The 26,472-nt window shown below is 58.7% G+C and carries 19 protein-coding genes, 1 tRNA gene and 1 rRNA gene; 14 read left to right on the top strand and 7 right to left on the bottom strand.

Translation table 11 applies throughout. The features are described 5' to 3' along the window. The 7 genes from rrf to tsaD form a co-directional block, all read left to right on the top strand. Nucleotides 1-91, top strand: a 5S ribosomal RNA gene (gene rrf / locus ACTQ05_RS07605); the annotation flags it as partial. 175 nt (nucleotides 92-266) lie between these two features. After that, a complete protein-coding gene (gene acpS, locus ACTQ05_RS07600; RefSeq protein ID WP_441538645.1) occupies nucleotides 267-806 on the top strand; it encodes a holo-ACP synthase in 540 nt (179 codons plus the stop codon). After that, complete coding sequence (locus tag ACTQ05_RS07595; protein WP_427728959.1) at nucleotides 807-2,423, top strand: NAD(P)H-hydrate dehydratase; 1,617 nt, start codon at nucleotides 807-809, stop codon at nucleotides 2,421-2,423. A 2-nt stretch (nucleotides 2,424-2,425) separates the two neighbouring features. Further along, nucleotides 2,426-3,571 carry an alanine racemase gene (alr, locus tag ACTQ05_RS07590; protein WP_154515162.1) on the top strand — a complete coding sequence of 382 codons (1,146 nt, stop codon included), beginning with the start codon at nucleotides 2,426-2,428 and terminating at the stop codon, nucleotides 3,569-3,571. Between the two features lie 8 nt (nucleotides 3,572-3,579). Then, on the top strand, nucleotides 3,580-4,200 hold the full coding sequence (locus ACTQ05_RS07585) for a uracil-DNA glycosylase (protein ID WP_154515160.1): 621 nt from the start codon (nucleotides 3,580-3,582) through the stop codon (nucleotides 4,198-4,200). Nucleotides 4,201-4,212: 12 nt separating this feature from the next. Next, nucleotides 4,213-4,719 (top strand): tRNA (adenosine(37)-N6)-threonylcarbamoyltransferase complex ATPase subunit type 1 TsaE, encoded by a 507-nt coding sequence (gene tsaE, locus ACTQ05_RS07580; protein WP_441538643.1) that lies wholly within the window; start codon nucleotides 4,213-4,215, stop codon nucleotides 4,717-4,719. Beyond that, nucleotides 4,706-7,090, top strand: a complete 2,385-nt coding sequence (gene tsaD, locus ACTQ05_RS07575) for a tRNA (adenosine(37)-N6)-threonylcarbamoyltransferase complex transferase subunit TsaD (RefSeq protein ID WP_427728954.1) — start codon at nucleotides 4,706-4,708, stop codon at nucleotides 7,088-7,090. The genes tsaE and tsaD overlap by 14 nt, the downstream gene beginning before the upstream one ends. Nucleotides 7,091-7,361: 271 nt before the next feature. On the opposite strand, the gene ACTQ05_RS07570 is transcribed toward tsaD, so the two are convergent. Both ACTQ05_RS07570 and ACTQ05_RS07565 read right to left on the bottom strand, forming a co-directional pair. Continuing rightward, nucleotides 7,362-7,676 carry a type II toxin-antitoxin system RelE/ParE family toxin gene (locus tag ACTQ05_RS07570; protein WP_441538641.1) on the bottom strand — a complete coding sequence of 105 codons (315 nt, stop codon included), beginning with the start codon at nucleotides 7,674-7,676 and terminating at the stop codon, nucleotides 7,362-7,364. After that, nucleotides 7,660-7,935, bottom strand: coding sequence for a type II toxin-antitoxin system Phd/YefM family antitoxin (locus ACTQ05_RS07565; RefSeq protein ID WP_152077364.1), 276 nt, complete (start codon nucleotides 7,933-7,935; stop codon nucleotides 7,660-7,662). The genes ACTQ05_RS07570 and ACTQ05_RS07565 overlap by 17 nt, the downstream gene beginning before the upstream one ends. A gap of 595 nt (nucleotides 7,936-8,530) precedes the next feature. Here ACTQ05_RS07565 and ACTQ05_RS07560 point away from each other — a divergent pair. Both ACTQ05_RS07560 and ACTQ05_RS07555 read left to right on the top strand, forming a co-directional pair. After that, complete coding sequence (locus ACTQ05_RS07560) at nucleotides 8,531-10,420, top strand: carbon starvation CstA family protein (protein WP_441538639.1); 1,890 nt, start codon at nucleotides 8,531-8,533, stop codon at nucleotides 10,418-10,420. A 182-nt stretch (nucleotides 10,421-10,602) separates the two neighbouring features. Then, nucleotides 10,603-12,765 (top strand): hypothetical protein, encoded by a 2,163-nt coding sequence (locus ACTQ05_RS07555; RefSeq protein WP_441538637.1) that lies wholly within the window; start codon nucleotides 10,603-10,605, stop codon nucleotides 12,763-12,765. Between the two features lie 518 nt (nucleotides 12,766-13,283). On the opposite strand, the gene ACTQ05_RS07550 is transcribed toward ACTQ05_RS07555, so the two are convergent. The 4 genes from ACTQ05_RS07550 to ACTQ05_RS07535 all read right to left on the bottom strand — a co-directional run bounded on the left by ACTQ05_RS07550 (nucleotide 13,284) and on the right by ACTQ05_RS07535 (nucleotide 18,036). Next, nucleotides 13,284-13,358: transfer RNA gene (locus tag ACTQ05_RS07550), tRNA-Gln, on the bottom strand. Between the two features lie 38 nt (nucleotides 13,359-13,396). After that, entirely contained in the window at nucleotides 13,397-14,302 is a 906-nt protein-coding gene (locus ACTQ05_RS07545) for a peptidoglycan-binding domain-containing protein (RefSeq protein WP_195838517.1), read from the bottom strand. Between the two features lie 138 nt (nucleotides 14,303-14,440). Next, nucleotides 14,441-15,454 carry a polyprenyl synthetase family protein gene (locus ACTQ05_RS07540; RefSeq protein WP_441055358.1) on the bottom strand — a complete coding sequence of 338 codons (1,014 nt, stop codon included), beginning with the start codon at nucleotides 15,452-15,454 and terminating at the stop codon, nucleotides 14,441-14,443. A 128-nt stretch (nucleotides 15,455-15,582) separates the two neighbouring features. After that, on the bottom strand, nucleotides 15,583-18,036 hold the full coding sequence (locus ACTQ05_RS07535; RefSeq protein WP_441538636.1) for a PTS transporter subunit EIIC: 2,454 nt from the start codon (nucleotides 18,034-18,036) through the stop codon (nucleotides 15,583-15,585). 228 nt (nucleotides 18,037-18,264) lie between these two features. Here ACTQ05_RS07535 and ACTQ05_RS07530 point away from each other — a divergent pair, with 228 nt between their 5' ends. The 5 genes from ACTQ05_RS07530 (at nucleotide 18,265) to ACTQ05_RS07510 (ending at nucleotide 23,626) form a co-directional block, all read left to right on the top strand. Further along, entirely contained in the window at nucleotides 18,265-18,984 is a 720-nt protein-coding gene (locus tag ACTQ05_RS07530; RefSeq protein ID WP_427728942.1) for a GntR family transcriptional regulator, read from the top strand. Between the two features lie 276 nt (nucleotides 18,985-19,260). Then, nucleotides 19,261-20,577: an ABC transporter substrate-binding protein gene (locus ACTQ05_RS07525; RefSeq protein ID WP_441062935.1), complete on the top strand. Its 1,317-nt coding sequence runs from the start codon at nucleotides 19,261-19,263 to the stop codon at nucleotides 20,575-20,577. Between the two features lie 87 nt (nucleotides 20,578-20,664). Continuing rightward, the gene (locus ACTQ05_RS07520; RefSeq protein ID WP_152073297.1) at nucleotides 20,665-21,519 is read left to right on the top strand and encodes a carbohydrate ABC transporter permease; all 855 of its coding nucleotides are present in this window, start codon (nucleotides 20,665-20,667) and stop codon (nucleotides 21,517-21,519) included. Continuing rightward, nucleotides 21,519-22,358 (top strand): carbohydrate ABC transporter permease, encoded by an 840-nt coding sequence (locus ACTQ05_RS07515; protein ID WP_154515140.1) that lies wholly within the window; start codon nucleotides 21,519-21,521, stop codon nucleotides 22,356-22,358. Before ACTQ05_RS07520 ends, ACTQ05_RS07515 begins: the two co-directional genes overlap by 1 nt. 68 nt (nucleotides 22,359-22,426) lie before the next feature. Further along, the gene (locus ACTQ05_RS07510) at nucleotides 22,427-23,626 is read left to right on the top strand and encodes an ABC transporter ATP-binding protein (RefSeq protein ID WP_154515138.1); all 1,200 of its coding nucleotides are present in this window, start codon (nucleotides 22,427-22,429) and stop codon (nucleotides 23,624-23,626) included. A gap of 456 nt (nucleotides 23,627-24,082) precedes the next feature. Here ACTQ05_RS07510 and glgP read toward each other — a convergent pair whose 3' ends face one another. Further along, nucleotides 24,083-26,350 (bottom strand): glycogen/starch/alpha-glucan family phosphorylase, encoded by a 2,268-nt coding sequence (gene glgP / locus ACTQ05_RS07505; protein WP_441538632.1) that lies wholly within the window; start codon nucleotides 26,348-26,350, stop codon nucleotides 24,083-24,085. Between the last annotated feature and the right edge of the window lie 122 nt (nucleotides 26,351-26,472).

The raw sequence follows: 26,472 nt of genomic DNA, 5'->3' as shown, positions 1-26,472 counted from the left end.
CGCCCGGTCCCGTTCCGAACCCGGAAGCTAAGCCCCATCGCGCCGAGAGTACTGCGGGGCCAGCCCGTGGGAGGCCAGGGCGCCGCTGACCGGTGGACGGCACCGAGCCGTGCGCTTGGACTGAGAAGGGGGAGGCCTCGCGGCCTCCCCCTTTTTCGTTTCTCAGGCAATTTGTCTCACATAGTAGCTGTGTTTTATAACCCTCGTTTGTCGCATCTTCTTTGAACGGGCTACAATATCGTAGTCTGTGTAGCATGGAGGTGAACATGGCTGAAGCTGGTATCGGCGTTGATATCGTCGAGATTTCCCAAATGAAATCAATCCTTGAGAAGACACCGTCGTTTGCCCGGCGCGTGTTTACCGATGAAGAGCGTGCGTATTGCGATGCGTCGTCTCGCCCTGCCGCTCATTATGCCAGCCGCTTTGCCTCTCGCGAAGCGGTACTTAAGGCACTTGGAACGGGGTTTAGTCAGGGCGTTGGACGTAAGGATGTTTCCGTAACACGCGATAGGCTCGGCAAGCCAAAGGCTCTGCTTTCTGGTCGCGCTCTCGAAATCGCCCAGGATTTGGGTGTTGTCGAGGTTGCTCTTTCTATTACCCTTACGGGTGACTTGGCTGTCGCTAGTGCCATCGCGATCACCGAGGATGCTCGACCTAAGCCTAAGGAAGAAAAAATGAGCACCAAGGAGCGCGTTGCCCAGACATTTAAAGAGGCTCGTTCTGTATTGGATGAGCTTGAACAGCTGCAACAATCTGCTTTGTCGGAGCATTTGATCGATGATCCGCAAGATACGCAAGGAGTATAGATGAAACCGGTTTTGAGTACCGAGGAAGTCGTTCGCCTCGAGGATATCATCGAGCGCGAGGGCACCTCGAAGGCCGAGCTCATGGAGTTGGCAGGTGAATTTGCCGCCAACGAAATTTTAAAGCTCAACCCTGATCGCGTTCTTGTGCTGGTCGGCTTTGGCAATAACGGCGGTGATGGTTGGGTCGCTGCGGATATCCTGACCCATAAGGGCGTTGATGTTGATATCGTTTCTCCAGTTGAGCCGGATGAGATTCCTGCTGCCCTTGCTCGTCACGTTGCCCGTCGCACCGCCGGTCGCGACGTTCATGTGTGCGTTGGGCCTTCGCGAGACGAGCTAGAGGTTCTCATTAACAAAGCGGATGTCGTGGTCGATGCTATTTTTGGTACCGGTTTTCACGGCAACCTTCGTGCGCCGTTTTCTATTTGGATTCCTACGGTTAACGAGTGCGCCGATCACGTTGTTTCTATCGATGTTCCCTCGGGCCTGAATGCCGAGACGGGCGTTGTGGATGACGACTGCATCCGTGCCGAGCGTACCGTGACGATGATTGCCCCTAAGATCGGCCTCTACAGCGCTGACGGTCCGGAGTATGCTGGCGACCTGGTGTGTGGCGGTCTGTATGACCGCCTCGACGAAGTCATCGATGATGTCGATCATGCTGCCGAGATCGTTGAGCCCGGTGATCTGGTGGACTACTTTGCCCCGCTGCCCACGAATATCGATAAGTATTCGCGCGGCTCCGCGCTCATCGTTGCCGGGTCGGCACAATATCCTGGTGCCGCCATCATGGCCGCAAAGTCTGCCGCTCGTGCTGGTGCCGGTTATGTGGCCGTTGCGACGCCCGATGCGTGCGCCAACCTTATTCGTATGGCGCTCCCGTCGATTCCCGTTTTCGCCATTCCGTCTGATTCCCGTGGATCATTTGGTGCCGCTGCGCGTATGACAGTGTGCGAGATTGCTAAGAAGTACAGCTGCGTTGTGTGCGGGCCTGGCATGACGACGTCTGCCGGATCGATGCAAGTCGTTTCGGGCCTGCTTGAGCTCGATGTGCCGCTTATCCTAGATGCAGATGCGCTCAACTGCCTTGCCAAGATTGCAATCGACGGCATCGACAGTAATCCCGAGATGTACCGTCGCGAGCAGCCGCTCGTTATGACGCCGCATTATCGCGAGCTTTCGCGTCTCGTTGCCGGCGACGAGGTCAATGATCTTGGCACTGCGATTGCCGCTGCTCAAAAGATTGTCTGGGCTGCCGGTTCCGATAATCTCGTTGTTATCGCTAAGGGCCCGACGACGGCCATTTGCGGCGTCGAGCGCGTGCTGCTGCCGCTTTCGGGCCCAGCGTCGTTGGCGACCGCTGGCTCGGGTGATGTCCTCGCAGGTATCCTTGCAGGAACGCTTGCGACCATGCGTGACGAGATGGACCGTTGGGAGCTGCTGTACTCGTATGCCGTCGCACTCCACAGCTATGCCGGCTTTGCTGCGGCGACGGAGTATGGCGAGAAGAGCGTTATCGCGACCGATCTTATCGACTTGATCGGTCCCGCCATGGAATTGGCGGCAAAGGATGCGCTCGATGATCTGGGAATCATGGACGAAGGGTCGGATGACTAATCATGAATAAAGCCGATTTGACGCGTTGGTCCTGGGTCGAGATCGACCGCGGGGCGCTCCGCCGCAATACGAGGGCCTATAAGAACTTGCTAGATCCGCGTCAGCGCCTGTGCTGCGTGGTTAAAGCCGATGCTTATGGTCATGGAGCCGTCGAGTGCGCCAAGATCATGTATTCGGCCGGTGCCGACATGTTTGCCGTGGCGACGGTCAGCGAGGGTATTGAGTTGCGCCAGGGCGGAATCACCAAACCCATCCTGATTCTAAGCGAACCTCCCATCGAGGCTATTCCTTCATTGCTCGAGTTCGATATCATGCCCTCGGTCTATACGTCCGATTTTGCTCTTGCGTATGGTGAATGTGCCGTCGCGGCGGGCAAGGTGGGCAAGTATCATCTTGCCATCGAGACGGGTATGAACCGCATCGGCGTTCACTACACGCAGGTGCTCGACTTTGTCCGCGGTATTAATTTCCATCGCGGTATTCAGTGCGACGGCGTATTTACGCACTTTGCCACGGCCGACGAACCATCGGGTTGGGACTACAAGCTGCAGTGCCAGCGCTTTACCGAGGCCGTTCAGGCCATTAAGGATGCGGGTTTTGAGTGCGGTATCGTGCACTGTGCCAACACGCCGTCCTCGATGCTCGACCCCTCGATGCATTTTGATATGATTCGCGCTGGCGTTGGCTTGTATGGCATGCAGCCGTGCGAGCTGAGCGGCCGCGTGATGCAGCTTGATCCCGTGATGAGCGTCCATGCGCGCGTGACGCGCGTGGCGCATCCTGCGATGGGCGAGGGCGTAGGCTACGGTTTTACCTACCGCGTACCGCGCACACGCGTTCAGATCTGCACGCTGCCGATCGGATATGCCGACGGCCTTTCGCGCACGCTTTCCAATCGTATGGACGTGCTGTATCGCGGTGAGCGCGTGCGTCAGGTCGGAAATATCTGCATGGATCAGTTTATGGTTGCCATTCAGTCCAACCCGGCTCACGAGATTCCCGAGGCCGAACATGGCGACGAGATGATAATTATCGGTCGCGATGGCGATGCCGAGATTACCATGGATGAAATGGCGCGCCTGCGCGGCACGATTAACTACGAGGTCGCCTGCGGCTTTGGCATGCGTCTCGACAAGGTCTACGTGTAGGGGCCGCTATGGGCGTTATGCACATCCCCGGCCATAGCCATCAGGCGCCGCGCGAAGTTGCACTCGAGGAGATTGAGGCCGTCCTGGGTGATTGCCGCCTTTGCCAGCTTTACCAGTCGCGCCACAATATCGTGTTTGGGGTGGGAAACCCCCGCGCTCGCGTGATGTTTATTGGTGAAGCGCCGGGCCGTAACGAGGATTTACAGGGCGAGCCCTTTGTGGGGGCGGCGGGTGAAGACCTCAACGGCATTCTGTCCCTGGCGGGCCTTAAGCGTGAAGATGTCTATATCGCCAATGTGCTTAAATGTCGCCCGCCGGGAAACCGCAATCCGCGTCCCGAGGAAGTGCTTGCTTGCTCACCGTTTTTGCGCGAGCAGATTCGAAGTATCTGGCCCGATATCATCGTGACGCTCGGCAATCCCGCAACGCACTTTGTGCTCAAGACCGAGATTGGCATTACCAAGCTGCGCGGCAGGTTCCATCAGATGGGGCACTTTGTGGTGATGCCGACGTTTCATCCCGCGGCGGCGCTGCGCAATCCGGCGTGGCAGGAGTTGCTGGAGGAAGACTTTAAGATGCTGGGCGACTATCTGGTGCGACACCCCGCGCCAGAGGGCGCCTCGGAATAATAAGGAGCGTATATGTCCCTGGAGCGCCTGGGGCTAGGTACCTACAAAACGGCTCGTACTGCCGATACTGAGCATTTTGGCGAGTTGGTCGCACCGTGTCTAGAAAATGGCGATGTGCTGATACTGACCGGCGGCTTGGGCGTGGGAAAGACCCACTTTACCAAGGGCGTTTCGCGCGGCTTGGGCGACGGGCATATGGTCACGAGTCCTACGTTCGCGCTCATGGCGGTTCACGACCAGGGGCGTATTCCGCTGTTCCATTTTGATCTGTACCGCTTGGAGCATGCCTACGAGCTCGAGGATACGGGCATTTTTGACGTGCTCGGCTATGAGGGCGCTTGCCTGTTGGAATGGGGCGAGCAGTTTCAGGACGAGCTGACGGATGAGTATCTCTCGGTGACGCTTAGGTGCGATGAGGACGATAGCGACGTGCGAACGATCGCGCTCGAGGCGCACGGCGAGCGCGCGACGGAGCTTTTCGATTTGATTGATAAGGCTGTACAAGATGAGCTTGCATAACGACAACGCGCTGGTAGTGGCGCTCGATACTTCGACCGACATGCTTGCCTGCGCGGCAAGCTGGATTGATGAGCAGACGGGCGAGGCGAAGCTGGTGAGCGGGGACCATCTGTGTCGTCGCCATGCCAACGTGGAACTTGTGAATACCGTCGATGACGTGTTGGCGCAGGCCGGGCTGAATCGCGGCGATGTCGGCTGTTATGTGGTTGGACGCGGCCCGGGTTCGTTTACGGGCGTTCGCATTGGCATCTCGACCGCTAAGGGTCTGGCGCGCGGTGCCAACGTGCCGCTGCTGGGCGTGTCGACACTTGACGCTTGCGCCTGGACGGCGTGGAAGGCTGGCGTGCGCGGCAAGCTTGGTGTTCTTGCCGACGCCATGCGTGGCGAGGTGTATCCGGCTCTGTACGTGCTGGGGGACGAAGGTCCCGAGCGTCTGTTTGAGCGCGAACACGTGGTCAAAGCCGCCGTGGCGCTTGATGAGTGGCGCCAGGCCGCGGACTGGAGCCAGGTTAAGCTGACTGGTGACGGTCTCGTACGTTATGGCAAGCTGCTGAGTGAGGACGAGACTGCGCGCTGCGTGGAGCGAGACCTGTGGTGGCCCTCGGGCGAGGGCCTTCTGATGGCGCACGCCGCGGGCGACGGTAATCCGGCTCGCGTTTTGCCGATCTACACGCGTCTTTCGGATGCCGAGGAAAATGAGCGCAAGCGCCTTGGGCTTGCCGAGAGCGCCCAGAGCGAGATTACGGGTGTTGCCGACGAGCTCGCCGGCCGCCATCTGCAGTTTCGTCCCATGGGCGCGGCGGATGCCGAGGGCGCGAGCGCATTGGAGGCCGCCTGCTTTGAAGGCGCCGGACACGAGGCGTGGACGCCGGGCATGTTCCTGTCCGAGCTGGGCGAGGGCGTTGCCGCACCGCGTAGCTGGTGGGTGGCGCACGACGACGGTCAGCTGCTGGGACTTGCCGGCGGCATGGTCGTCGACGGTGACGTTCAGATTATGGACGTCGCGGTTGATCCTGCTCATCGTCGCGAGGGCATTGCCCGCAAGCTGCTGTCGCACGTGAGCTATGACGCCCAGATGCTCGGCTGCACCACTGCTTCGCTTGAGGTTGAGGACGGCAACGAGGGTGCGATTGCGCTCTATAGCGCCTTGGGCTTTACCGAGGCGGGTCGTCGCCGTGGCTACTACGGCGTCGGCAAGGATGCCATCGTCATGACGGCGTCGCTGCCCCTGGTGCTTCCTCTCGACAATGCCTCGCCCGAGCCAACGGCTGCCGAGCAGCGCGTCTGGCCGCTGCCTGAGCCCGAGCGCACCGCCGAGGAGCGTGCCGAAATCGAGCGCCGTCGCCTAGTTCTTGCCATCGAGAGCTCTTGCGACGAGACTGCTGTTGCGATTATCGATGCGGACGGCAATATGCTGGCCAACCAGGTGTCGACGCAGATTGATTTTCATGCTCGCTTTGGCGGCGTGGTGCCCGAGATCGCCTCGCGCAAGCATGTCGAGGTGATTGTGAGTGTCGTAGATGCGGCGCTTGAAGATGCCGCGGTATCGCTTGGCCTTGAGGGTGGAGCGATTGCGCCAAGTGAGCTTGCCGCCGTGGGTGTGACGCAAGGCCCAGGCCTGGTGGGTGCCCTGGTGGTGGGCGTCGCCTTTGCCAAGGGCTTTGCGTATGCTGCCGGTAAACCGCTCGTGTGCGTCAATCATCTGGAGGGTCACCTGTTCGCCAACCTGCTGGCGCAGCCCGACCTTAAGCCGCCGTTTATCTTTACGCTTGTCTCGGGTGGGCACACCATGCTCGTGCACGTAAAGGCATGGGGTGACTACGAGGTGCTTGGCGAGACGCTGGACGACGCCGTGGGCGAAGCCTTCGACAAGGTTGCCAAGGCGCTGGGCCTGGGCTATCCCGGTGGCCCCATCATCTCCAAGCTCGCCGAGACGGGCAATCCCCGCGCGATCGATTTTCCCCGTGCGCTTAACAGCAGGGGAGACTATCGATTCTCGCTTTCGGGCCTCAAGACGGCGGTGACGCTCTATATTGAGCAGGAGACTAAGGCTGGGCGCACGATTCACCTGCCCGACCTTGCGGCCTCGTTTGAGGCGGCGGTCTTTGACGTGCAGTACAAGAAGGCCAAGAACGCCCTGCACGCCACCGGGTGCAAGGAGTATTGCATCGGCGGCGGCGTCTCGGCCAACCCGCATCTGCGCGAGATGATGATTAAGAAACTCGGGCGTCAGGGGATTCGCGTAACGGTGCCGCCTCTCTCGGCCTGTACTGACAACGCCGCCATGATTGCGGAGGTCGCTCGCCGCAAATTCGACCGAGGTGAAATCTCGCCGTTCGACGTCGACGCCGATCCAAACATGACGCTGTAGTCGTATGGGCGCGGTTCCCGACGCTGCCCGGGCGCCAGCGGCCGCATATGAACTTTCCTGCTCTACAGTCCTGCTCACGACGGAGGCCACATTAAGTGGCCTCCTGTTCGTGCGGAACTCGCGATAAAGTTCATATGCGGCCGCTGGCGCCCGGGCAGCGTCGGGAACCTTTCTGTATCGATGCAGCTACTGAGCTGGATCGGCGTCGACAACGTCCGGCAAGGTTAGCCAGCCTGCGTCGAATTTACGGCGTGCTTTAGCTGAGAGAAACCTACCTGATAATCGACTCAATATCTCGACTTTTATATAGCAGTCGGCGGACTTCCATGACGTCGTCGATGACGACATAAAAAACCATGTAGTTGCCAACGTAGAAGCGGTAATACGGGTGCGACCGTCTTCTTGTCGAAGGGTATGTTGGTGGCATGGTTGGATTCTTGAGATGCTCGAGTATGCCTGCTTCAACATTGTCGACAAGCCTATTTGCTGCAGCGGGGTTATTGAGATCAAAGGCGATATATGACGCTGCTTGGCTGAGGTCCTCCCAAAATAGGGGAAGATAGCGGAGCTTATAGTGCCTGTTCATCGAGACCGCCGTCGAGCATTTTTCTGACAGAGCCAAAGACATCGTCGTGTGTATAGCGAAGTTGCATGCTGGCAGCCTGACGATCAGCGGCATCAAGTGCGCTCTCGATTGTATTGCTCAGTGACTTGTACTGCTCAAAGCTCATGACGACCATAGAGCCCCGCCCGTTTTTAGTTAGAAAAACCGGACCCTCCTGTTCGACTTCGCGTTCAACGTCCGGGTAGTGATTTCTAAGATCTGAGACCGGCCTAATATTCACAGCTACCTCCTGAGCTATCAGGATATTATCGTAATTATGATAACAGAGTTGAGATTTGGGATGGGAACTCCTCGGGGGCGGGGCGGGCGCCTGCCGCCATATATGAACTTTATCGCGAGTTCCGCACGAACAGGAGGCCACTTAATGTGGCCTCCGTCGTGAGCAGGACTGTCCGAGCAGGAAAGTTCATATATGGCGGCAGGCGCCCGCCCCGCCCCCGAGGAGCATCTCTCAAGCAAAAACTGTCGTGGGGTAAAGTCCGAGGCCAGTGACGTTTTATACCGAGAAATTCAAATAAAGTTGAAAATTCATTACATATTTGCGTTGACTTTAGTCAACTAAAGTTTCATACTCCTTTTTCATCCACTGGGGGATGTGAACACGCACGGATCGTTCGCATCATGATTGAAGAGGATTTCTTAGACATGTTCACGCATCAGCTAAACATTATCAGCGTAGTAATTATCTGATGCGGATTAGCACATACAGCTAGCCCGTACGATAACGGGCGGCTGATGAAGATGAGGGCCGTCGAGCGCAACCGACGGCCCTCATTTTTTATGTCTAGGAAGTTCTTTTTTGAGGAGGAAATGTAATGAACGGAGTTTTGCTCATGGTTGTGGCCGCAGCGGTGCTCGCCTGCGGCTATCTGGGCTACGGCCGCTGGCTGGCTAACAAGTGGGGCGTTGATAAAGAGGCCCTCACACCTGCCAAGCGCATGAAGGACGGCAAGAGCTTCTCGCCCGTCTCCGCCTTCACCGCGTTCTCGCATCAGTTCAGCTCGATCTGCGGTGCTGGCCCTGTTACGGGTACGATCGTCGCCATGGCCTTCGGCTGGCTGCCCGTCGTGCTCTGGGTCCTCGTCGGCGGCATCTTCTTTGGCGCTGTTCACGACTTTGGCGCCCTGTACGCTTCGATGAAGAATAACGGCAAGTCCTTGGCTCAGCTCATCGAGAAGTACATCGGCAAGACCGGCCGTCGCCTGTTCCTGCTGTTCTGCTGGCTGTTCTGCATCATCGTCATCGCCGCTTTTACCGACATGGTCTGCAAGACGTTCATGTTCACCCCGGTCGTTGACGCCTCTGGCGCTGCCACCGGTGCCATCGACTTCACCAAGTCCTATGCCGCTGGCTGCGCTGGCACCATCTCCATCCTGTTCACCTTCGTCGCCATGGCCTTTGGTTGGGCTCAGAAGAAGTTCAACCTCACCGGCGCTGCCGAGTTCGTCACCGGCGTGGCGCTCATGGTCCTCATGTTCGCCGTCGGTATGCAGTTCCCGGTTTACCTGGACAAGTTCCAGTGGTTCGCCGTCGTCATGGTCTACCTGGTCTTTGCCGGTGCCATGCCCATCCAGATGCTCAAGACCCCTCGCGACTACCTCACTTCCATCATGATGATCGTCATGATTGTCTGTGCTGTCCTCGGCATCGTCGTCCTGGGCGTTAACGGCCAGGCCACCATCACCGCTCCGGTTTTCACCGGCTTTAGCAATGCCTCGGGCATGATGTTCCCGGTCCTGTTTGTCTCCGTTGCCTGCGGCGCTCTCTCCGGTTTCCACAGCCTCGTTTCTTCGGGCACCTCTTCCAAGCAGGTCGAGAAGGAGCAGGACGCCGTCAAGGTCGGTTTTGGCGCCATGATCGTCGAGTCCTTCGTCGGCATCCTCGCCATCATCGTCGCCGGCATCATGTTCTCCGACATGAACACTGCCGGTACCGGCGCCCTCAACGCCGGCGTCGCTTCCACCCCGTTCCAGATCTTCGCTGCTGGCATTTCTCGCGGTATGCAGGCCTTCGGCGTTGACGGCACGCTCGCTACCGTCTTTATGACCATGAACGTCTCCGCTCTGGCCCTGACTTCGCTCGACGCCGTCGCCCGCATCGCCCGCACCTCGTTCTCCGAGTTCTTTGCCCAGACCAACGACGCCCTGGCCATCGAGTCCAAGGCCGGTTACATGAAGGTCCTCGGCAACCCCTGGTTCGCCACGGTTGTCACCCTCCTCCCCGGCCTCGCCCTCGCCTTTGGCGGCTATGCCAACATCTGGCCGCTTTTTGGTGCTTCCAACCAGCTGCTCGGCGGCATGACCATGATCACCCTTGCCGTGTTCTGCAAGTGCACCGGTCGCAAGGGCTGGATGCTCTACGTGCCCGTCGCCTTCCTGCTCTGCTGCACCTTCACCTCGCTGGTCCAGAGCGCCATGGGCTGCATGACCGCCGTCCAGGCCTACGGCTTCTTCGGTACCATCCCGGCTACCGCCACCACGGCCGCCGTCTCCGTCGCCGCCACCAAGGGCCTGCAGCTCGTCTTTGCCGTCCTGCTGATGGTCCTGGGCCTCATCGTTGCCGTCAACTGCCTCAAGGAGTTCTTCGGCAAGGAGGCCGGTTCCATGCCCGACGAGGAGCCCGAGTGGTCCGAGATGGGCAAGGCCGAGTATGGTCGCGCTGCTGCTGCCGAGGCTCCCGCAGGCGCCGAGGCCGCCAAGGCCTAATCGACCTAAGGGATTGAACGTCACATCTATAAGACTCGGAAAGGCCGGGTCCGCAACTGCGCGGGCTCGGCCTTTTTCTATGCAAAAGCTAGTGTGCCCGGGTGTTCTCGCAGATGTTTTGCGTGGATAGGGGCGTGCGTTGTACCATATAGACATATATGTGTGCATATGAAAGGGGCCCCGTGGCCAAGACGGTATATTCCGATAACCAAAACAACGTCGATGCCCTGGCTGAGCGTCTGAGCAGCCAGACGTCGCTTTCTGCCGAGCGTGCCAAGCTGGTTGCCTACGACCTGCTCTGTCGCAAGGCGCTCAAGATCAAGTCGAGCGCGCTGGCACAGATTTTCCGTTCCGTCGATAAGGAATGTGACACCAAGGCGATGCGCGATGAGCTTATCGCGGCAAAGATCGTTACCAAGATCGAGGGCAGCGGCGTTAACGGGCGCCCAGCGTTCTATACCATTAATGCCGAGATTCGCGATGTCCAGGAGCAGCCTGCCGAGGCTGCCGAAGAGGCCGTCGAGGACGTTGACGAGGCGCCTGTTGCGGTGGAAACGGCTCCGCGCGAGAACGTCGACACCGATGAGCTGCTTGACGAGAGCGTCGTTCGCGCCTTTACGGCCAAGGCGGGCCGCGGCGGTTTTGGCGGGGGCGGTAAACGCGATGCGCAGCGCCGTGCCCAGCAGGAGCGCTTCCGTCGCGCCGTGGCTCAAAAGGATGCGACGGATGTCGAGCCCGTCGAGGATGAGGCTGTTACCGAGCCGCAGTGCGCCGCTGAGGTCCAGGAGCCCAAGCGTCGCCGCGGTGCTCACTTTAAGGCCGAGCAGGGAGGTGTTGTGTGCGACGTTCAGGAGTCCGTCGAGGCTGCTGGTGCACCCGAGGAGCCCGTCAAGAAGGCTCCGGGTTCATGCCGTCCCGGACGCGGCTTTATGGGTCGTGCGTATCCCGCAAGGCGTCAAGAAAAGACCGACCAGGCTCCCGCTGCACCAGCGGAGAAGGCTGAGAAGGCTGCCGAGCCGATGGTCCGTGAGCAGAAGCCTGTTGAGCCGCGGCCTGCGGGCGATGTCGAGCCCCGAGGCCAGCAGTCTGCGGGCGAGAAAGCGGGGGAGAGCGCTTCGAGCAAGCCTCGCCGTCGTCGTCACCGTGGCGGCCGTGGCTCAAATGCCGAATCCGTGGCCGAGCAGGCAGCGGGGCAAAACAAGGATGCGAAGGCTGAGATCCCGGCGGAGCAGCCCAAACGCCAGCCAGTAAGGGGGGGCAAGCCTGAGCGTTCGCAAAAGGGCTCGTCCGCGCCAAAGCAAGAGCGCAATACTCGGACAGATTCCAAGTGCAAATCCCAGACGCAGCCCAAACCGACTGCAAACGATGCGACCGCCCAGCAGCCTGAGTCGACCGCTCATGGCGAGGTTTCGGCGTTTGCTCTGGCCCGTGTCCTGGGCAGGCAGCTGCTCAAGGTCGTTCCCACGCCTGCTGCACTCTCCAAGATTAAGGAGCAACAGACTCAAATCGTTAAGGTTGAGGGCAAGGACGGCAAAAAGGTTTCGCAGCGCACTCAGCACAACGAGATGTCCAACCGCAAGATTGCCGAGGAGATTGCGATCATCCAGGCTTGGATTGAGCAGAATCGCGGTGCCGACACGCCGGTCGCTTCGCGTCGCCAGCGCGCCTACCAGATTTTTAACGATGAGAAGGCCTTTGACGGTAAACACGGCGAGCGCCTGATTCGGCGTATGACCGAAAAGGGCATCAGCATGCAGGCGATTAAGGTCGCCCCCAACCGCCCCGTGCACTTTACGGGCTTCTTTACGCTGGGCGCCGACAAGCCGTTCATTATGGTCGAGAACCTGGACACCTATGACGAGATCGTCAAGCTCCTGCGCGGCCGCAAGCACGCTAAGCTTTTTGGCACCAAGGTGGGTGGCGTGATCTTTGGCGGTGGCTGCAAGGCGAGCGTCTCGCACGCACTGGATGATTATCTGGCCGAGATCGGCTATCGCTATAACTATGTCTACTACGTGGGCGATATCGACCGAGAGGGTGCGCGCATCGTCGAGCAGGCCCGCAATGCCAATGTGGTTGAGATTCGCTTGCATGCCGGCATGTATCGTGCCATGCTCGCCGAGCACAAGCGTCGCGTGAAAGCTGGCGGCGAGTGCGAGCCTGCGGCTGCCAATCAGGGTGTGCCGCAGAATTTGGCGGCGACGATCAAGGATCTGCCTATGGTCACGCGCGTGCAGTTCCGCAATGTGCTGCGCGAGGGAGGTCGCATTCCGCAGGAGATTCTGATGACCGCCGACTATCGGGATGGCGACTCGGGAAGCTTCGACCGCATGCTGAACAATTAGGGACGCGTGGCCCCGGCGGGCCGGGCATTAAGTTTGCTGCTCTACAGTCCTGCGCAAGACGAAGGCCACATTAAGTGGCCTTCTTTGCGTGCGGAACTCGCGACAAACTTAATGCCCGGCCCGACGGGGCCACGCGCCATTTTGTAGATGGCGGCTCGCTTTTCGGAACGGGGCTGATATTTTCTAGATGTAAGGCGCTCTTGGTCCTTTCGGGCTTGGGGCGTCTGTCTTTTGAGGGTGGATGAGCCGGTACTTGGTGGCGTTCCTTTAGTGCCGGCACTTTGGGAACGTCCCCAAGTGCCGGTTGAGATACGGAGAGCCCGTTGTTGATATGGGACGGAGGGATTCCGCGTCCGCCTGCCGGCGGCCGCGCCCCGCTGCGTCGCTCCGCTCCTTGCGTGCTGCGCTGGAAAACGCTTCGCGTTTCCTCAGCTCCGCACCCTTGCGGGTTCGAATCCCTCCGCATGCCCACAAGAAAGCGCCCCGGGCTGATGAAAGCCCGGGGCGCTCAGTTACCTTGGCTGGGACGGAGGGATTCGAACCCCCAACAGCCGGCACCAAAAACCGGAGTTCTACCGTTGAACTACGTCCCAATGTGTGGTGCTGCCCAAAAGCAGCTCGTCTAGTTTACCTAATCTGCGAGGGCATCGCAAACGCCATCGAGCAGGCGTACGGCGAGTGTCTGTGCATCGCTTGCGGTGAAGGTTCCGTTGTAGCGCGTCATGCCCGTGAGCTCAATGCGGATACGTGCAGGCTTTTGTTGCGCGGCGATATTGGCAGTGCGGATGCGCTGCGCCAGGTTGTGACATTCGGCAAGGGCGATCGTGGCGCGCGGGGCTGCATCTGCGGGCAGCTCATCGCTTGCGATTTCGAGTACCAGGTCCACGTCGGTCGGAACCTCGGAATCGCAAAGCATCATGCCGCTGTTGTCGGTCGTCGCCGTGGCGATGTTCCACATGCGCGATGCAACGCTGCGTGCGATGGGGTCCTCACCGATAACGGCAATCTGGAAGCGCTCGAGCACGTTGGCGGCGCGGGCAAAACCGATGCGCGACTCGGCCTCGGTAACCGAGGGTTTGCCCTCCCACACGTGATGCAGACGGTTGATATAGGCGTAGGTATCCTGGAATGCCATGCCGTCGGCAAACAGGCCGACATTTTCTTGGAACTGCTGCAAGGCCGCCTCGGTGTGCGGGCCAAAGTAGCCGTCGTCCTCACCGCAGGCAAAACCCAAAACGTTGAGTGCCCTCTGCAGGGCCCGAACGTCGGCACCATGGAAATTGGGCATGCGCAGATAAAGCGTGCGGTCGCCCAGCTTATACGAGGCGTCTACCAGGGCGCTCCAACAGGGAATATCGACGGCGTAGCCAGCGGCAAGGCCGCTGTCGAGCCTAAAGGTGCCAACAGCCTGCTCGGTGGTGGTGCCAAAGCGCTTGTCGGCGACCTCGGCGTCATCGATTGTATAGCCGAGCTGCAGAAGGCGGGACTGGACGTCCTCGACGGCTGCTCCCTGCATGCCCGTTGTGATAGGTTCCATGAACGAACCCCTTTCGGCGTACCATTCGTACTATTTGAGCGTGTGTCGGATAGACAACGCAAAGGGTTGCATAAACATGCACTCAACAGTGTAGCAAGTTGTACCCAAATGCGCTGCTGACAGGTTTTATAACCCCCGCTAGTTAAGGCGCTCCACAAAGAAATCTGCCATGGAGTCGAACAGCTCGCGTGCATGCGGGTCGAGCTCGACACCTTCGATAGCGGCCTTGGCCTTGGCAGTCAGGTTGAGTGCGTAAGTGTGGGCGAAATCGACAGAGCCGGTCTGCTGGAAGATCTCCACGGCGCGTGCGAGTTGCGCGGGGTCCTCGGTGCCCGAGGAAAGGATCGCCTCGACTTCGTCGTGATAACGCTCGTCTGACAGGGCATGCACGGCGACGAGCGTGCGCTTGCCCTCTGTGATATCGGTGCGGAAGTCCTTGTTGGCGGCCTCCTTGGTGCCAATAAGGTTGAGCAGATCATCTTGGATCTGAAAGGCAAGGCCCGTGTGCAGGCCAAAGGCACGCAGCGCCTCAATCTGGTCTTCGCTGCCGCCACCGATAATGGCTCCGGCGGCAAGTGGCGTGGCTCCGCTGTAGTACGCGGTCTTGTGCGTCGCCATGTCCAGATAATCGTCGACCGAGATGTCAAAGCGCCCATCGCGGACCCAGCCCAGGTCGAGCGCCTGACCCTCGATGGTGCGAACGATCATCTCGGTGAGCTCGTGGAGCACGCGGAGCTTCACGTCTGCCTCGAGCGTGGGGTCGTCGAGAACCGTCTTGGTAACCATGGTGAGCGCTAGGTCGCCGCAGTTGATGGCAAGTCCCGTACCCTCGGTAAGGTGCATACAGGGCTTGCCGCGGCGCAGCTGGCCGTTGTCGGCGATGTCGTCATGGATAAGCGCTCCCGACTGAAAGTGCTCGATGGCCGCCGCCGCGCTTCGGGCGCTCTCAAAGCTGCCGCCTACCGCGGTGGCGGCGAGCATGCAGATGAGCGGGCGGTGGCGCTTGCCGGCATTGGCCGTAAATGCCGAGAGCGGGCCATACAGGTAGCGCTCGATATCGGCAGAGGTCGCCTGTCCGTCAAAGAACGTGGCCAGATAGTCGTTAATCTGGTCAAAATGCTGGGCTAAAAAGCTGGTAAACGGACTGGACACGGGTTCTCGCATTCTTTCTTAGGTTGCATCGTTGCGTTATGCAGACAACATATTGCCACATTAGGGCATTGAGCGCGGCGGTTGAAGACGATTGAGCCATGTTGTCGCAAATGCGGCAAGAGGCGCGGCTAGATAAGTCCAAAGTGCTCGAGCGCGGTGACGACGCCGTCGTGGTCGAAGCTGTCGGTGACGTAGTCGGCCTTTTCCTTGAGGAAGTCCGGCGCGTTGCCCATGGCGACGCCAACATCGACCGCCTCCATGAGGGCGATGTCGTTGCTTGCGTCGCCGATGCCGTACACAGTGCCGTGATCTGGCCCCAGGGCGTCAAGCACGGCCTTGATTCCGGCCCGTTTGGTGCATTCGCGAGGCGAGATTTCCGTGACCTCGAGTTCGAGCTCGTTGAGGCAGAGCAGAGGCCCAAGCTCTTCATCTTGGGCGATGCGGTTGGCGAGCGGTGTGGACATAAGAATTTTATAAGCGTTGTAGTGCTCGAGTTGCGTGACGGCGTCGCCCACGGTGCGCGCGTATCCGTACGTCTCGGGGGCATCTGCGCTCATGCGCACGACGCGATCGATGCCCTCAAAGCGAATGACCTCACCCGATTGTTCGAGATAGGGGGCGAGGCGCTGTAGCAGACCGGGGTTTATGGCCGCATTTCGCACGATGTGCCCCTCGAGTTCGGCGTAGCCGCCCGCGAGACATACGATGCCCGCCCACGGCAGCTCGAGCAGCTTGGGATGGATGCAGCTGAGGGTGCGCCCCGTGCAGATAAAGGCTTTGTTGCCGTTGGCGACAAACGTGCGAATTGCCTGTGCAACCGTTTCGTTGGGATAGGGGGAAAGGTCTCGCTCGCCCTCGGGGAGCTCTTGGGCAAGTTTGGGATCTTGCCAGGCAAGCGTGCCGTCGATGTCGAAGAAGCAGATATTGCCATGCTTTTTGGCGTCATCGGCGGCATGAGAAAGCGGGGTGGCAAATGCAAAACCCGGTTCGAGTCCCATAATCTGATCAAAGTGCTCTTTGACGCGGGGGACCGAGACGCCGATGATTACCTGGGCGGTCTTGCCGGTGACGATGAGGCCTTTGGCGCCCGCTGCGACAAAGGTTGCGTTGTCCGCGACGATAGAAGGGTCCGCGACTTCGACGCGCAGCCGCGTGGCGCAGTTGGTTGCGCCCACAATGTTGGAGACGCCGCCCAGAAGCGCCACAACCTGCTCGGCGAGCAGACGATCTTGTGATGCCTGGCAGTCGGAAGCGCCGGCTTCGGATAAGCGCTTTTCGTCAACGTCGTTTCCCGTCAAGCGCGAGAGCGCCGTGTTGCCGGCAATGTAGTCCTCGCGTCCCGGGGTTTTAAGGTCAAAGGTCAGGATAAGACCTCGAAAGCTCAGAAAGAAGATGGCGCTAAAGACGAGTCCGATTCCGAGTGCCAAAAGGTAGGAGCCGGCATGCGTCCGCATGAGCGGGATAAAGTTGAAGGCAGCCATCTCCATAAGGCCACCCGAGAAGATGCCGACGACGCCAAAGAAGTTCATGGCCATGGCAAGGCAGGAGGATAGGACGGCATAGAGCAAAAAGAGTCCGGGATAGGTGAACATAAAGAGAAACTCGAGCGGCTCGGTGACGCCGCAGACCATCGAGGCGACGATGGCGGGCAGAAGGATGGCCTTGAGGCTGGCACGGCGTTCGGGCTTGGCCGTGGTGTAGAACGCTCCGGCGATGGCGGGAAGACCAAAGAGCTTGACCCAACCGGTGGCGGTGAAACCAGCCCAGGGCGCTAGCTCGTTGAGGGGGCGCGTGCTGTGCGAGAGGATGGGAAGCAAGTTGGTCCACGTGGCGTAGATGCCATCGGTAATAACCAAATTGTCGTAGTAGATTGGCATGTAGAGCAGGTGATGCAGCCCCACGGGCTCGAGTGCTCGCTCTAAAAACACGAAGGCGCCCACGCCGAAGGGACCGACGCCCGTAAGTGCATGGCGCAGTGTTTCGGTCATTGCGTATACGATGGGCACGATGGCGGCCGAGATAGCGGCAAGGGCGAATACGGCAAAAAAGCTAATGAGGTAGACCAACGAGGAGCCCGAGAAAGTACCGAGCCAATCGGGAACCTTGGCATCGTAGAAGCGGTCATGGATGGCGACGACGGTGGCCGATACCGCCAGCGGGCCGATAATGCCGGTGTCGAGCGTCTTGATGCCGTCGATGACGGTGATGCCGCTGGCGGAGGTCAAAGACGACGGGTACTTAAGTCCAAGGTTGTCGCCGCTCAGCTTAATGATCTCGCTCAAAAAGAAGCAATAGGCAAAATAGGCCACGAGTGCCTCGAAGCAGCAGCGCGCCGGTTGCTTTTGGGCAAGGCCGATGGGCAGCGCTACGGCAAAAAGCAGTGGGAGGCGTTTAAAGACCGTCCACGAGCCGCGCTGGATGATAGCCCAAAAAATATACCAAGGGGTTCCGTATACGGCGAGGTCGCCGACGATGTCCGCAGACGTTGCGAGGGCGGAGACGCCGACCATAAGGCCCGATATGGAAAACAGCATGGCGGGCGCGAACATTGCCCCGCCAAAGCGTTGGATTTTCTGCAGCATGTTCTGCCTCCCGAACATCGAGGTGCGTTGCAGGTGGTGAAACGTTTAAACAATGGATTCATTGTAGAGGACCAGACGATTGTCGTGTCGGCAGTTTTGAACGAGACCGATTTGGGCACGACAGAAGCCGCCAACGGTTACAATACTGTCGCTTTACCGATAATCGGTTTAAACAACCCCAAGAAATGCTATCGTGCCTAGCCAGCAAGAAGATGTAGAGGTGAAGCCATGCCAAAAGCGATTTACGAAGGAATCTACCGCGAGATCCGTTCGCGCATCATTAACGGGACCTATGCGTTTCAGGAGATGCTGCCAACCGAAGCCGAGCTGACTGCGGAATTTGGCTGCACGCGCAATACCGTCCGCCGCGCCTTGAGCATGCTGGCCGACGAGATGTTTGTGCAGCCCATACACGGCAAGGGCGTACGCGTTATTTGGCTCAAGGGCGAAACCGACATGTTGGGCGCACTCGAGGAAGTCGAGTCGTTTGGCGAATTTGCAAAGCGCAACAATGCCGTTGCATCGACGGACGTTAAGTCCTTTGAACATCTGGTCTGCACCGAGCAGCTCTCTCGTCGCCTGGGCTTTAAGGTGGGCGAGGAGCTGATTCGCGTAGTGCGTGTCCGAAGCCTCAACGGCAGCGCGCGCCAAGTGGACCATGGCTACTTTTTGGAGTCGATTGCCAAGGGTCTGACCCCCGAGATCGCGGCAGAATCTATCTACGACTATCTGGAGCACAAGCGCGGCATCAAAGTGATGGCGAGTCGCCGTACGGTGAGTGTCGAGCTCGCCAACGATGAAGACTGCAGCTATCTTGACCTCGGCAAATATAACTGCGTTGCCGTCATGGAGAGTCAGTCGTACACCTCGGACGGCATCTTGTTTGAGGTGACGCATGCTCGCACACACCCCGAGATCTTCCATTACCGCATCAATTCCAAGCGATAGGTAACAGACGCATAAGCTTGCGTTTCGATATGAAGCGCCCCGTGCGGTCGATGGGATATCGGCCGCACGGGGCGCTTTAATTGTTTAGACAATATTTGTCAAGTACGAATGTATTAAAAACCGTTCACCGAAGTTTTTCTACCGCTCTAACAATACTTGTTCAAACAACTAGCCAAATAGCGTATTGTACAAATCAGAAAAAGGGGCAAAGTCCCCGAACCAATCTCCGAAGGCGACGGCAAAGGGTGCCGCCACGGTGTGAAAGGGTGGATTGTAATGAAGAACGAAATGAGCAGAAGGCAGTTCCTGGGCTTCGCTGGCTCCGCGGCCACAGTCTTTGGCCTGGGTCTCGTGGGCTGCGGTGGCTCCGCCGGCTCCGGCTCCTCTGCTTCTGGTGACGCTGCCGAGGTCTACTTCCTCCAATTCAAGCCCGAGGTCGACAAGGAGTGGAAGGAGATCGCCAAGGCATACAAGGAGGAGAAGGGCGTCGAGGTCAAGATCGTGACCGCCGCCTCTAACACCTACGAGGAGAAGCTCAAGTCCGAGATGTCCAAGAGCTCCGCTCCGACCCTGTTCCAGGTCAACGGCCCCACCGGTCTTAAGAACTGGAAGGACTACTGCGCCGACCTGTCCGATACCAAGGTCCGCGGTGAGCTCGTCGACGACTCCCTGGCTCTGCAGTCCGACGGCAAGGATCTAGGTATCGACTGGGTCCAGGAGAGCTACGGCATCATTTACAACAAGGAGCTCCTCGAGAAGGCTGGCTACAAGGCCGAGGACATCAACTCCTTCGACAAGCTGAAGGCTTGCGCCGATGACATTCAGGCCCGCAAGGACGAGCTTGGCGTTGACGGTGCCTTCACTTCCGCCGGCATGGATGACTCCTCCAGCTGGCGCTACACCACCCACCTCGCCAACCTCCCGCTCTACTACGAGTTCGAGAAGGAGCACAACCAGGAGGATGACGAGATTAAGGGCGAGTATCTCGACAACTTTAAGCAGATCTTCGACCTGTACATCACCGACTCCACCTGCGATCCTTCGCAGCTTGCCTCCAAGACCGGCGACGACGCCTCCAACGAGTTCGCAACCGGCAAGGCCGTCTTCTATCAGAACGGCTCTTGGGCCTACGCCGACCTCATCAAGGCCGGTATGACCGACGATCAGATTGGCATGATGCCCATCTACATCGGTGTCGACGGCGAGGAGAACCAGGGCCTGTGCTCCGGCGGCGAGAACTACTGGTGCGTGAGCTCCCAGGCTTCCGAGGATGCCCAGAAGGCTACCGAGGACTTCATGTATTGGTGCGTCACTTCTGACACTGCCACCAGCATCATCGCTGACAAGATGGGTCTGACTGCCCCGTTCAAGAGCGCCAAGGACACCACCAACGTCTTCTCGCAGCAGGCTGTTGCCATGGCTAAGGACGGCAAGAAGACCGTCGCTTGGGACTTCGTTTACATCCCCTCTGAGGAGTGGAAGAAGAACCTCAAGCAGGCTCTGATTGCCTATGCTGCCGATAACACCAAGTGGGACGGCGTCAAGAACGCCTTCGTCGATGGCTGGAAGACCGAGAAGGCTGCTTCCGAGTAAGCAGTTGCTGCCCAAGCTATCTGATTAGCGACAGGGGGCGGGCAGACGTCGGTTTGCCCGCCCCCTGCATATTGAAAGGACCCTTCTATGGGCAAAGCACTCAAGCGCTGGTGGCCGCTCTTTATGCTGCCCACGTGCCTGGCGTTTATGATCGGGTTCGTGATCCCCTTTATCCAGGGTTTCTATCTCTCGTTCTGCCAGTTTATTACCATTAACAACACGCACTTCGTCGGTATCGAGAACTACGTGCGTGCACTGTCCGATCCGCAGTTTGCCACGTCGTTCTTCTTTACGGTGGCGTTTGCTTTCCTGTCGACGGTGCTCATCAACGTGATCGCCCTCGCCATCGCGCAGGCGCTCACCCGCAAGGCGCTCAAGGGCACCAACATCTTCCGTACGATCTTCTTCATGCCTAACCTGATCGGCGGCATCGTGCTGGGCTACATTTGGCAGATTCTGATCAACTGCCTGCTCTCCAACATCGGTGCCGACCTTATCGCCCTTAACTCTGCTGCTGGCTTCTGGGGCCTTATCATCCTGACCCTGTGGCAGCAGGTCGGCTACATGATGATCATCTACATCGCCGGTCTGCAGTCCATTCCGTCAGACTACATCGAGGCCGCCAAGGTCGACGGCGCTACGGCATGGCAGACGTTTTGGAAGGTTAAGATCCCCAACCTGATGCCGACGATCACCATCTGCCTGTTCCTGTCCATCACCAACGGCTTTAAGCTGTTCGACCAGAACCTCGCCCTTACCGGTGGCGCCCCGGCGCACTCCACCGAGATGCTCGCCCTGAACATCTACAACACGTTCTATTCGCGTGCTGGCATCGCATGGCAGGGCATCGGTCAGGCCAAGGCGGTTATCTTCTGCATCCTGGTCGTAGCAATCTCCATGATCCAGCTTAAGGCCACGAGGTCCAAGGAGGTGCAGCAGTAATGAAACGCGATAAGGCTATCAACCGTGCGCTCTCGATTTTCTTTACGATCCTGTCGCTCGCATGGATTTACCCCGTGTTCATGATTGCGCTCAATTCCTTTAAGAAAGGGACCGCAATCAGCACCACCACGGCATTCGATCTGCTCACGCCCGAGACGTTCAACGGCCTTGCAAACTACGTGCACGCCCTTAACGAGCAGGGCTTTGCCTCGGCGTTTATGTACTCGCTCATCATCACGGTCACGTCGGTCGTGCTGATCTTGGTGTGCTGCTCCATGTGCGCTTGGTATGTGGTGCGCGTCAACAGCAAGATCTCGAACTTCTTCTATTACCTGTTCGTGTTCTCGATGGTCGTACCGTTCCAGATGCTCATGTTCACGCTGTCCAATTTGGCGGACCGCATCGGCTTCAACACGCCGTTCAACATCTGCTTTATTTACCTTGGCTTTGGCGCGGGCCTGGCGGTCTTTATGTTCGCCGGTTTTGTAAAGAACATCCCGCTCGAGATCGAGGAGGCGGCCATGATCGATGGCTGCAACCCGGTCCAGGTGTTCTTTAAGATCGTCCTTCCCATCATGAAGCCCACTTATCTTTCGGTCGGCATTCTCGAGACCATGTGGGTCTGGAACGACTATCTGCTGCCCTACCTCACCCTCGACTCCACCAAGTACAAGACCATTCCTATCTTGATCCAGTACTTCCGCGGCGGCTACGGTCACGTCGAGCTCGGCCCCATGATGGCCTGCATCATGATGGTCGTTGTCCCCATCGTCCTCATGTACATCCTCTGCCAGAAGTACATCATCGACGGCGTGGTGGCAGGTGCCGTCAAGGGCTGATGCCGTAACTGTTTTGCAAGTTTCTGCGGCGCCCCTCAGCGTGGCGCCGCGTATCGAAAGGTAGAGACATGGCCGAGATCGTTCTCAAACATGTTCAGAAGGTGTATCCCAACAACGAGTCCAAAAAGAAGGGCTTCTTTGGCAAAAAGAAGAAGACCGAGGAGAAGAAGCACAACCTCAAGGTTACCGAGGATGGCGTGCTCGCTGTAGAGGACTTCAACCTCACTGTTCACGACCAGGAGTTTATCGTCCTCGTTGGTCCCTCTGGCTGCGGTAAGTCCACGACGATGCGCATGGTTGCCGGCCTGGAGGACATTACCTCGGGCGACGTGCTCATCGACGGCAAGCGCGTCAACGACGTGGCACCCAAGGACCGTGACATTGCCATGGTGTTCCAGAGCTACGCTCTGTACCCCAACATGACAGTGTACGAGAACATGGCGTTTACGCTTGAGCTCAAGAAGGTCCCCAAAGACGAGATTGACCGCAAGGTTCGCTCCGCTGCCGAGATTTTGGGTATCACCGAGTACCTCGACCGTAAGCCTAAGGCGCTTTCGGGCGGCCAGCGTCAGCGCGTTGCCATCGGCCGCGCCATCGTGCGTGACCCCAAGGTATTCCTGATGGACGAGCCGCTGTCCAACCTGGACGCCAAGCTTCGTAACCAGATGCGTGCCGAGCTCATTAAGCTTCGCCACGAGATCAAAGGCACATTCATCTATGTTACCCACGATCAGACCGAGGCTATGACCCTCGGCGACCGCATCGTGGTCATGAAGGACGGCGTTGTTCAGCAGATCGCCACGCCGCAGGAGGTCTTCAACCATCCCGCGAACATCTTTGTCGCCGGCTTCATCGGCGTGCCGCAGATGAACTTCTTCGATGCCCAGCTGGTGCGCTCGGGCGAGGGCTTTACCGTCAAGACCGACGACATGAATGTCGCGCTGGCCCCCGAGACCTGCGCTCAGCTTGCGCTTAACTGGGACGGCGAGGACATGAAGGAGATCACGGCCGGCGTTCGTCCCGAGCAGATTCTGCTTGCCGACAAGGGCGAGGAGGGTGCGCTTCAGGGCACCATCGAGGTCACCGAGCTCATGGGTTCGACCGAGCACGTTCATGTGACGTCTCCCGACGGCCAGTTTGTCCTGATCATCCCTGTCGTCGACCTCGAGGCCAGGGGTTCGCTCAAGGCCGGCGACCCCATCTGGTTCAAGTTCGAGAAGAATGCGACCCACCTTTTCGATAAGGTCTCTGGCAAGAACCTTATCTAGGCCCGATTCAATCAGACCCTCCTTTTGGGCGACTGCGGTTTTGCCATCCTTTTGCCGTGGTCACATATAAGGCTCCCCTCTCGTCCGCTGAGCGAGAGGGGAGCCTTTCTTTGTGCTGGGGCCGTTCATCTGTCAGTTTGTCTCAATCTGTAACATCTGGAAGGTCAATCAGGGTCTAACTGTTACAGGTTGAGACAAACCCCCGTGGGAGGTCCGGTATGTCTTGATCTGTAACAGGAAGAGCCAATTTTGGATGCCAGATGTTACAGATCGAGACAGTTCATCGGGACAATTCTGCTTGTCTTGATCTGTAACAGATAGACCCAGTTTTGCCGTCTAGGTGTTACAGGCCGAGATTATTTGGTCGAGACAAATCACAGGCCGGCGTATCGGCACAAAAAGCGGAGCCGCGTTGCCGCGACTCCGCTTTCAAAAGGATGGGTAATGGAAGCGAAATTAGCTCAGGTGCCAAATCTCGTCGTTGTACTGGGAGATTGTGCGGTCGGACGAGAAAGTGCCGGCGTTGGCGATGTTGATCAGCGCCTTGCGCATCCAAGCGTCCTGGTCCTCGTAGTCTGCCAGCACGCGCTCCTTAGTCTGGATGTACTCCTCAATGTCGAGCAGGGACATAAACCAGTCCTTGCCCTTGATGTCGTCGTGCAGACGCTGCAGGCGCTCCGCGTTGCCGGTCGCCATAAAAGCGGGGTTGGTAATAAAGTCCACCAGTAGCTTAATACCGGGCTTGAGGTAGAGTGCGCCGGCGTTGTAGCTGCCGTCGGCGTAGAGCTGCTCGACCTGTTTGGACGAGGCGCCAAAGGCGTAGATGTTCTCGTCGCCCACGAGTTCGGCGATCTCGACATTGGCGCCGTCGAGCGTGCACAGGGTCAAAGCACCGTTGAGCATGAACTTCATGTTGGAGGTGCCGCTCGCCTCCTTGGAGGCCAGGCTGATCTGCTCGGAGATGTCGGCGGCGGGAATCACGCGCTCGGCAGCGGTGACGTTATAGTTCTCGATCATGACGACTTGCAGGTAGGGAGCCACGTCGGGATCGTTTGCGATCCACTGCGACAACGTCAGGATCAGATGGATGATGTCCTGGGCGATAGTGTAGGCAGGTGCCGCCTTGCCGCCAAAGATGATGGTGACGGGGTGCTTAGGTCTATTGCCGTTCTTGATGTCGAGGTACTTCCAGATGATGTAGAGCGCGAGCATCTGCTGGCGCTTGTACTCGTGGATACGCTTGACCTGAACATCGATGATCGCGTTGGAGGGAATGGTCACGCCCTGCTCGAGCGCCATGAACTGGCGCATGATGGCCTTGGCCTTGACCTTGGTGGCGGCCAGGCGCTCAAGAACGTCCTTGTCGTCGGCGAATTCGGCGAGCTTGCTCAGGTCGCCGGTGCTGCGCCAATCGGTGCCAATCACATCGTCGAGCAGGCTGGCAAGTGCGGGGTTGGCTCCCTGGATCCAGCGGCGGAAGGTGATGCCGTTGGTCTTGTTGGAGAACTTTTCGGGATAGATCTCGTAGAACGGGTGAAGCTCGGTGTTCTCCAGGATCTTGGTGTGGAGTGCGGCGACGCCATTGATGGAGAAGCCAAAGTGAATGTCCATGTGGGCCATGTGGACGGTGCCGTACTCGTCGATGATGGCGACACGCGGGTCGCCATGCTCGGCCTTGGCAATCTCATCGAGTTTGACGATGATGTCGGCGATGGCGGGGGAGACCTTCTGCAGGCTGGTGAGCGGCCATTTCTCGAGCGCCTCGGCAAGGATCGTGTGGTTGGTGTAGGCGACCATGGATCGCACGATGGTAACGGCTTCGTCAAACTCGATGTCGTGCTCGGTGGTGAGCAGCCGGATGAGCTCGGGAATGACCATGGTGGGGTGCGTATCGTTAATCTGGACCACGGCGTAGTCGGCCAGATCGTGCAGGTTGCTGCCGCGCTCTACGGCCTCGTCGATCAGGAGCTGGGCGGCATTGCTCACCATGAAGTACTCCTGGTAGATGCGAAGCAGGCGGCCCTGCTCATCGGAATCATCCGGATAGAGGAACAGGGTGAGGTTCTTGGCGATCTCGGTCTTGTCGAAGTCGATGGAGCTGCCGGGGACCAGGCCGTCGTCGACGCTTGCCAGGTCAAACAGGCGCAGGCGGTTCTTGGTGGGCTGGCCATAACCGGGCACATCGATGTTGACGAGCTTGGAGGTGACGGCAAAATCACCGAACTCGACGGTGTAGGAGCGGTCGTCATCGATCAGGATGTCCTGCTCGCCGAGCCACTCGTCGGGGACGGCCTTCTGCTGATTGTCGGCAAAGCGCTGGCGGAACAGGCCGTAATGGTAGTTGAGGCCCACGCCGTCACCGGTAAGGCCCAGCGTGGCAATGGAATCCAGGAAGCATGCGGCCAGACGACCCAAGCCGCCGTTGCCGAGCGAAGGCTCGACCTCGAACTCCTCGATCTTGTTGAGGTCGTGGCCGGCGGCGACGAGCTGGTCCTTAACCTCGTCATAGATGCCGAGGTCGATCATATTGTTGATGAGCAGCTTGCCGATCAAAAACTCGGCAGAGATGTAGTAGAGCTTTTTCTTGCCGTTGTTGAGCGGACAGGCGGCAGAGCGCTCCTGCACGAGCTTGACCAGCAGCTTATAAATACGACGGTCATCGAGCTGCTCGAGCGAGGTGCCAAAGGACTGCTCGGCGAGTTCTGCGAGGCTTATACGGGGCATGTTTCCTCCTGTGGTGAGTCGACTACATGTCAGAAATTCAATAGAAGCCCGCGCGAGGGATTGGGATGGCCTCGCGCGGGAAAAGCGGTCGCGTCCACACGGTGGGGTGGGATCGGGCGCGG

Source organism: Collinsella sp. LCP21S3_A9 (assembly GCF_052118785.1).
Taxonomy (GTDB): domain Bacteria; phylum Actinomycetota; class Coriobacteriia; order Coriobacteriales; family Coriobacteriaceae; genus Collinsella.
The sequence above is the reverse complement of the archived record's forward strand: the minus strand, read 5'-3'. Positions and strand labels throughout refer to the sequence as shown.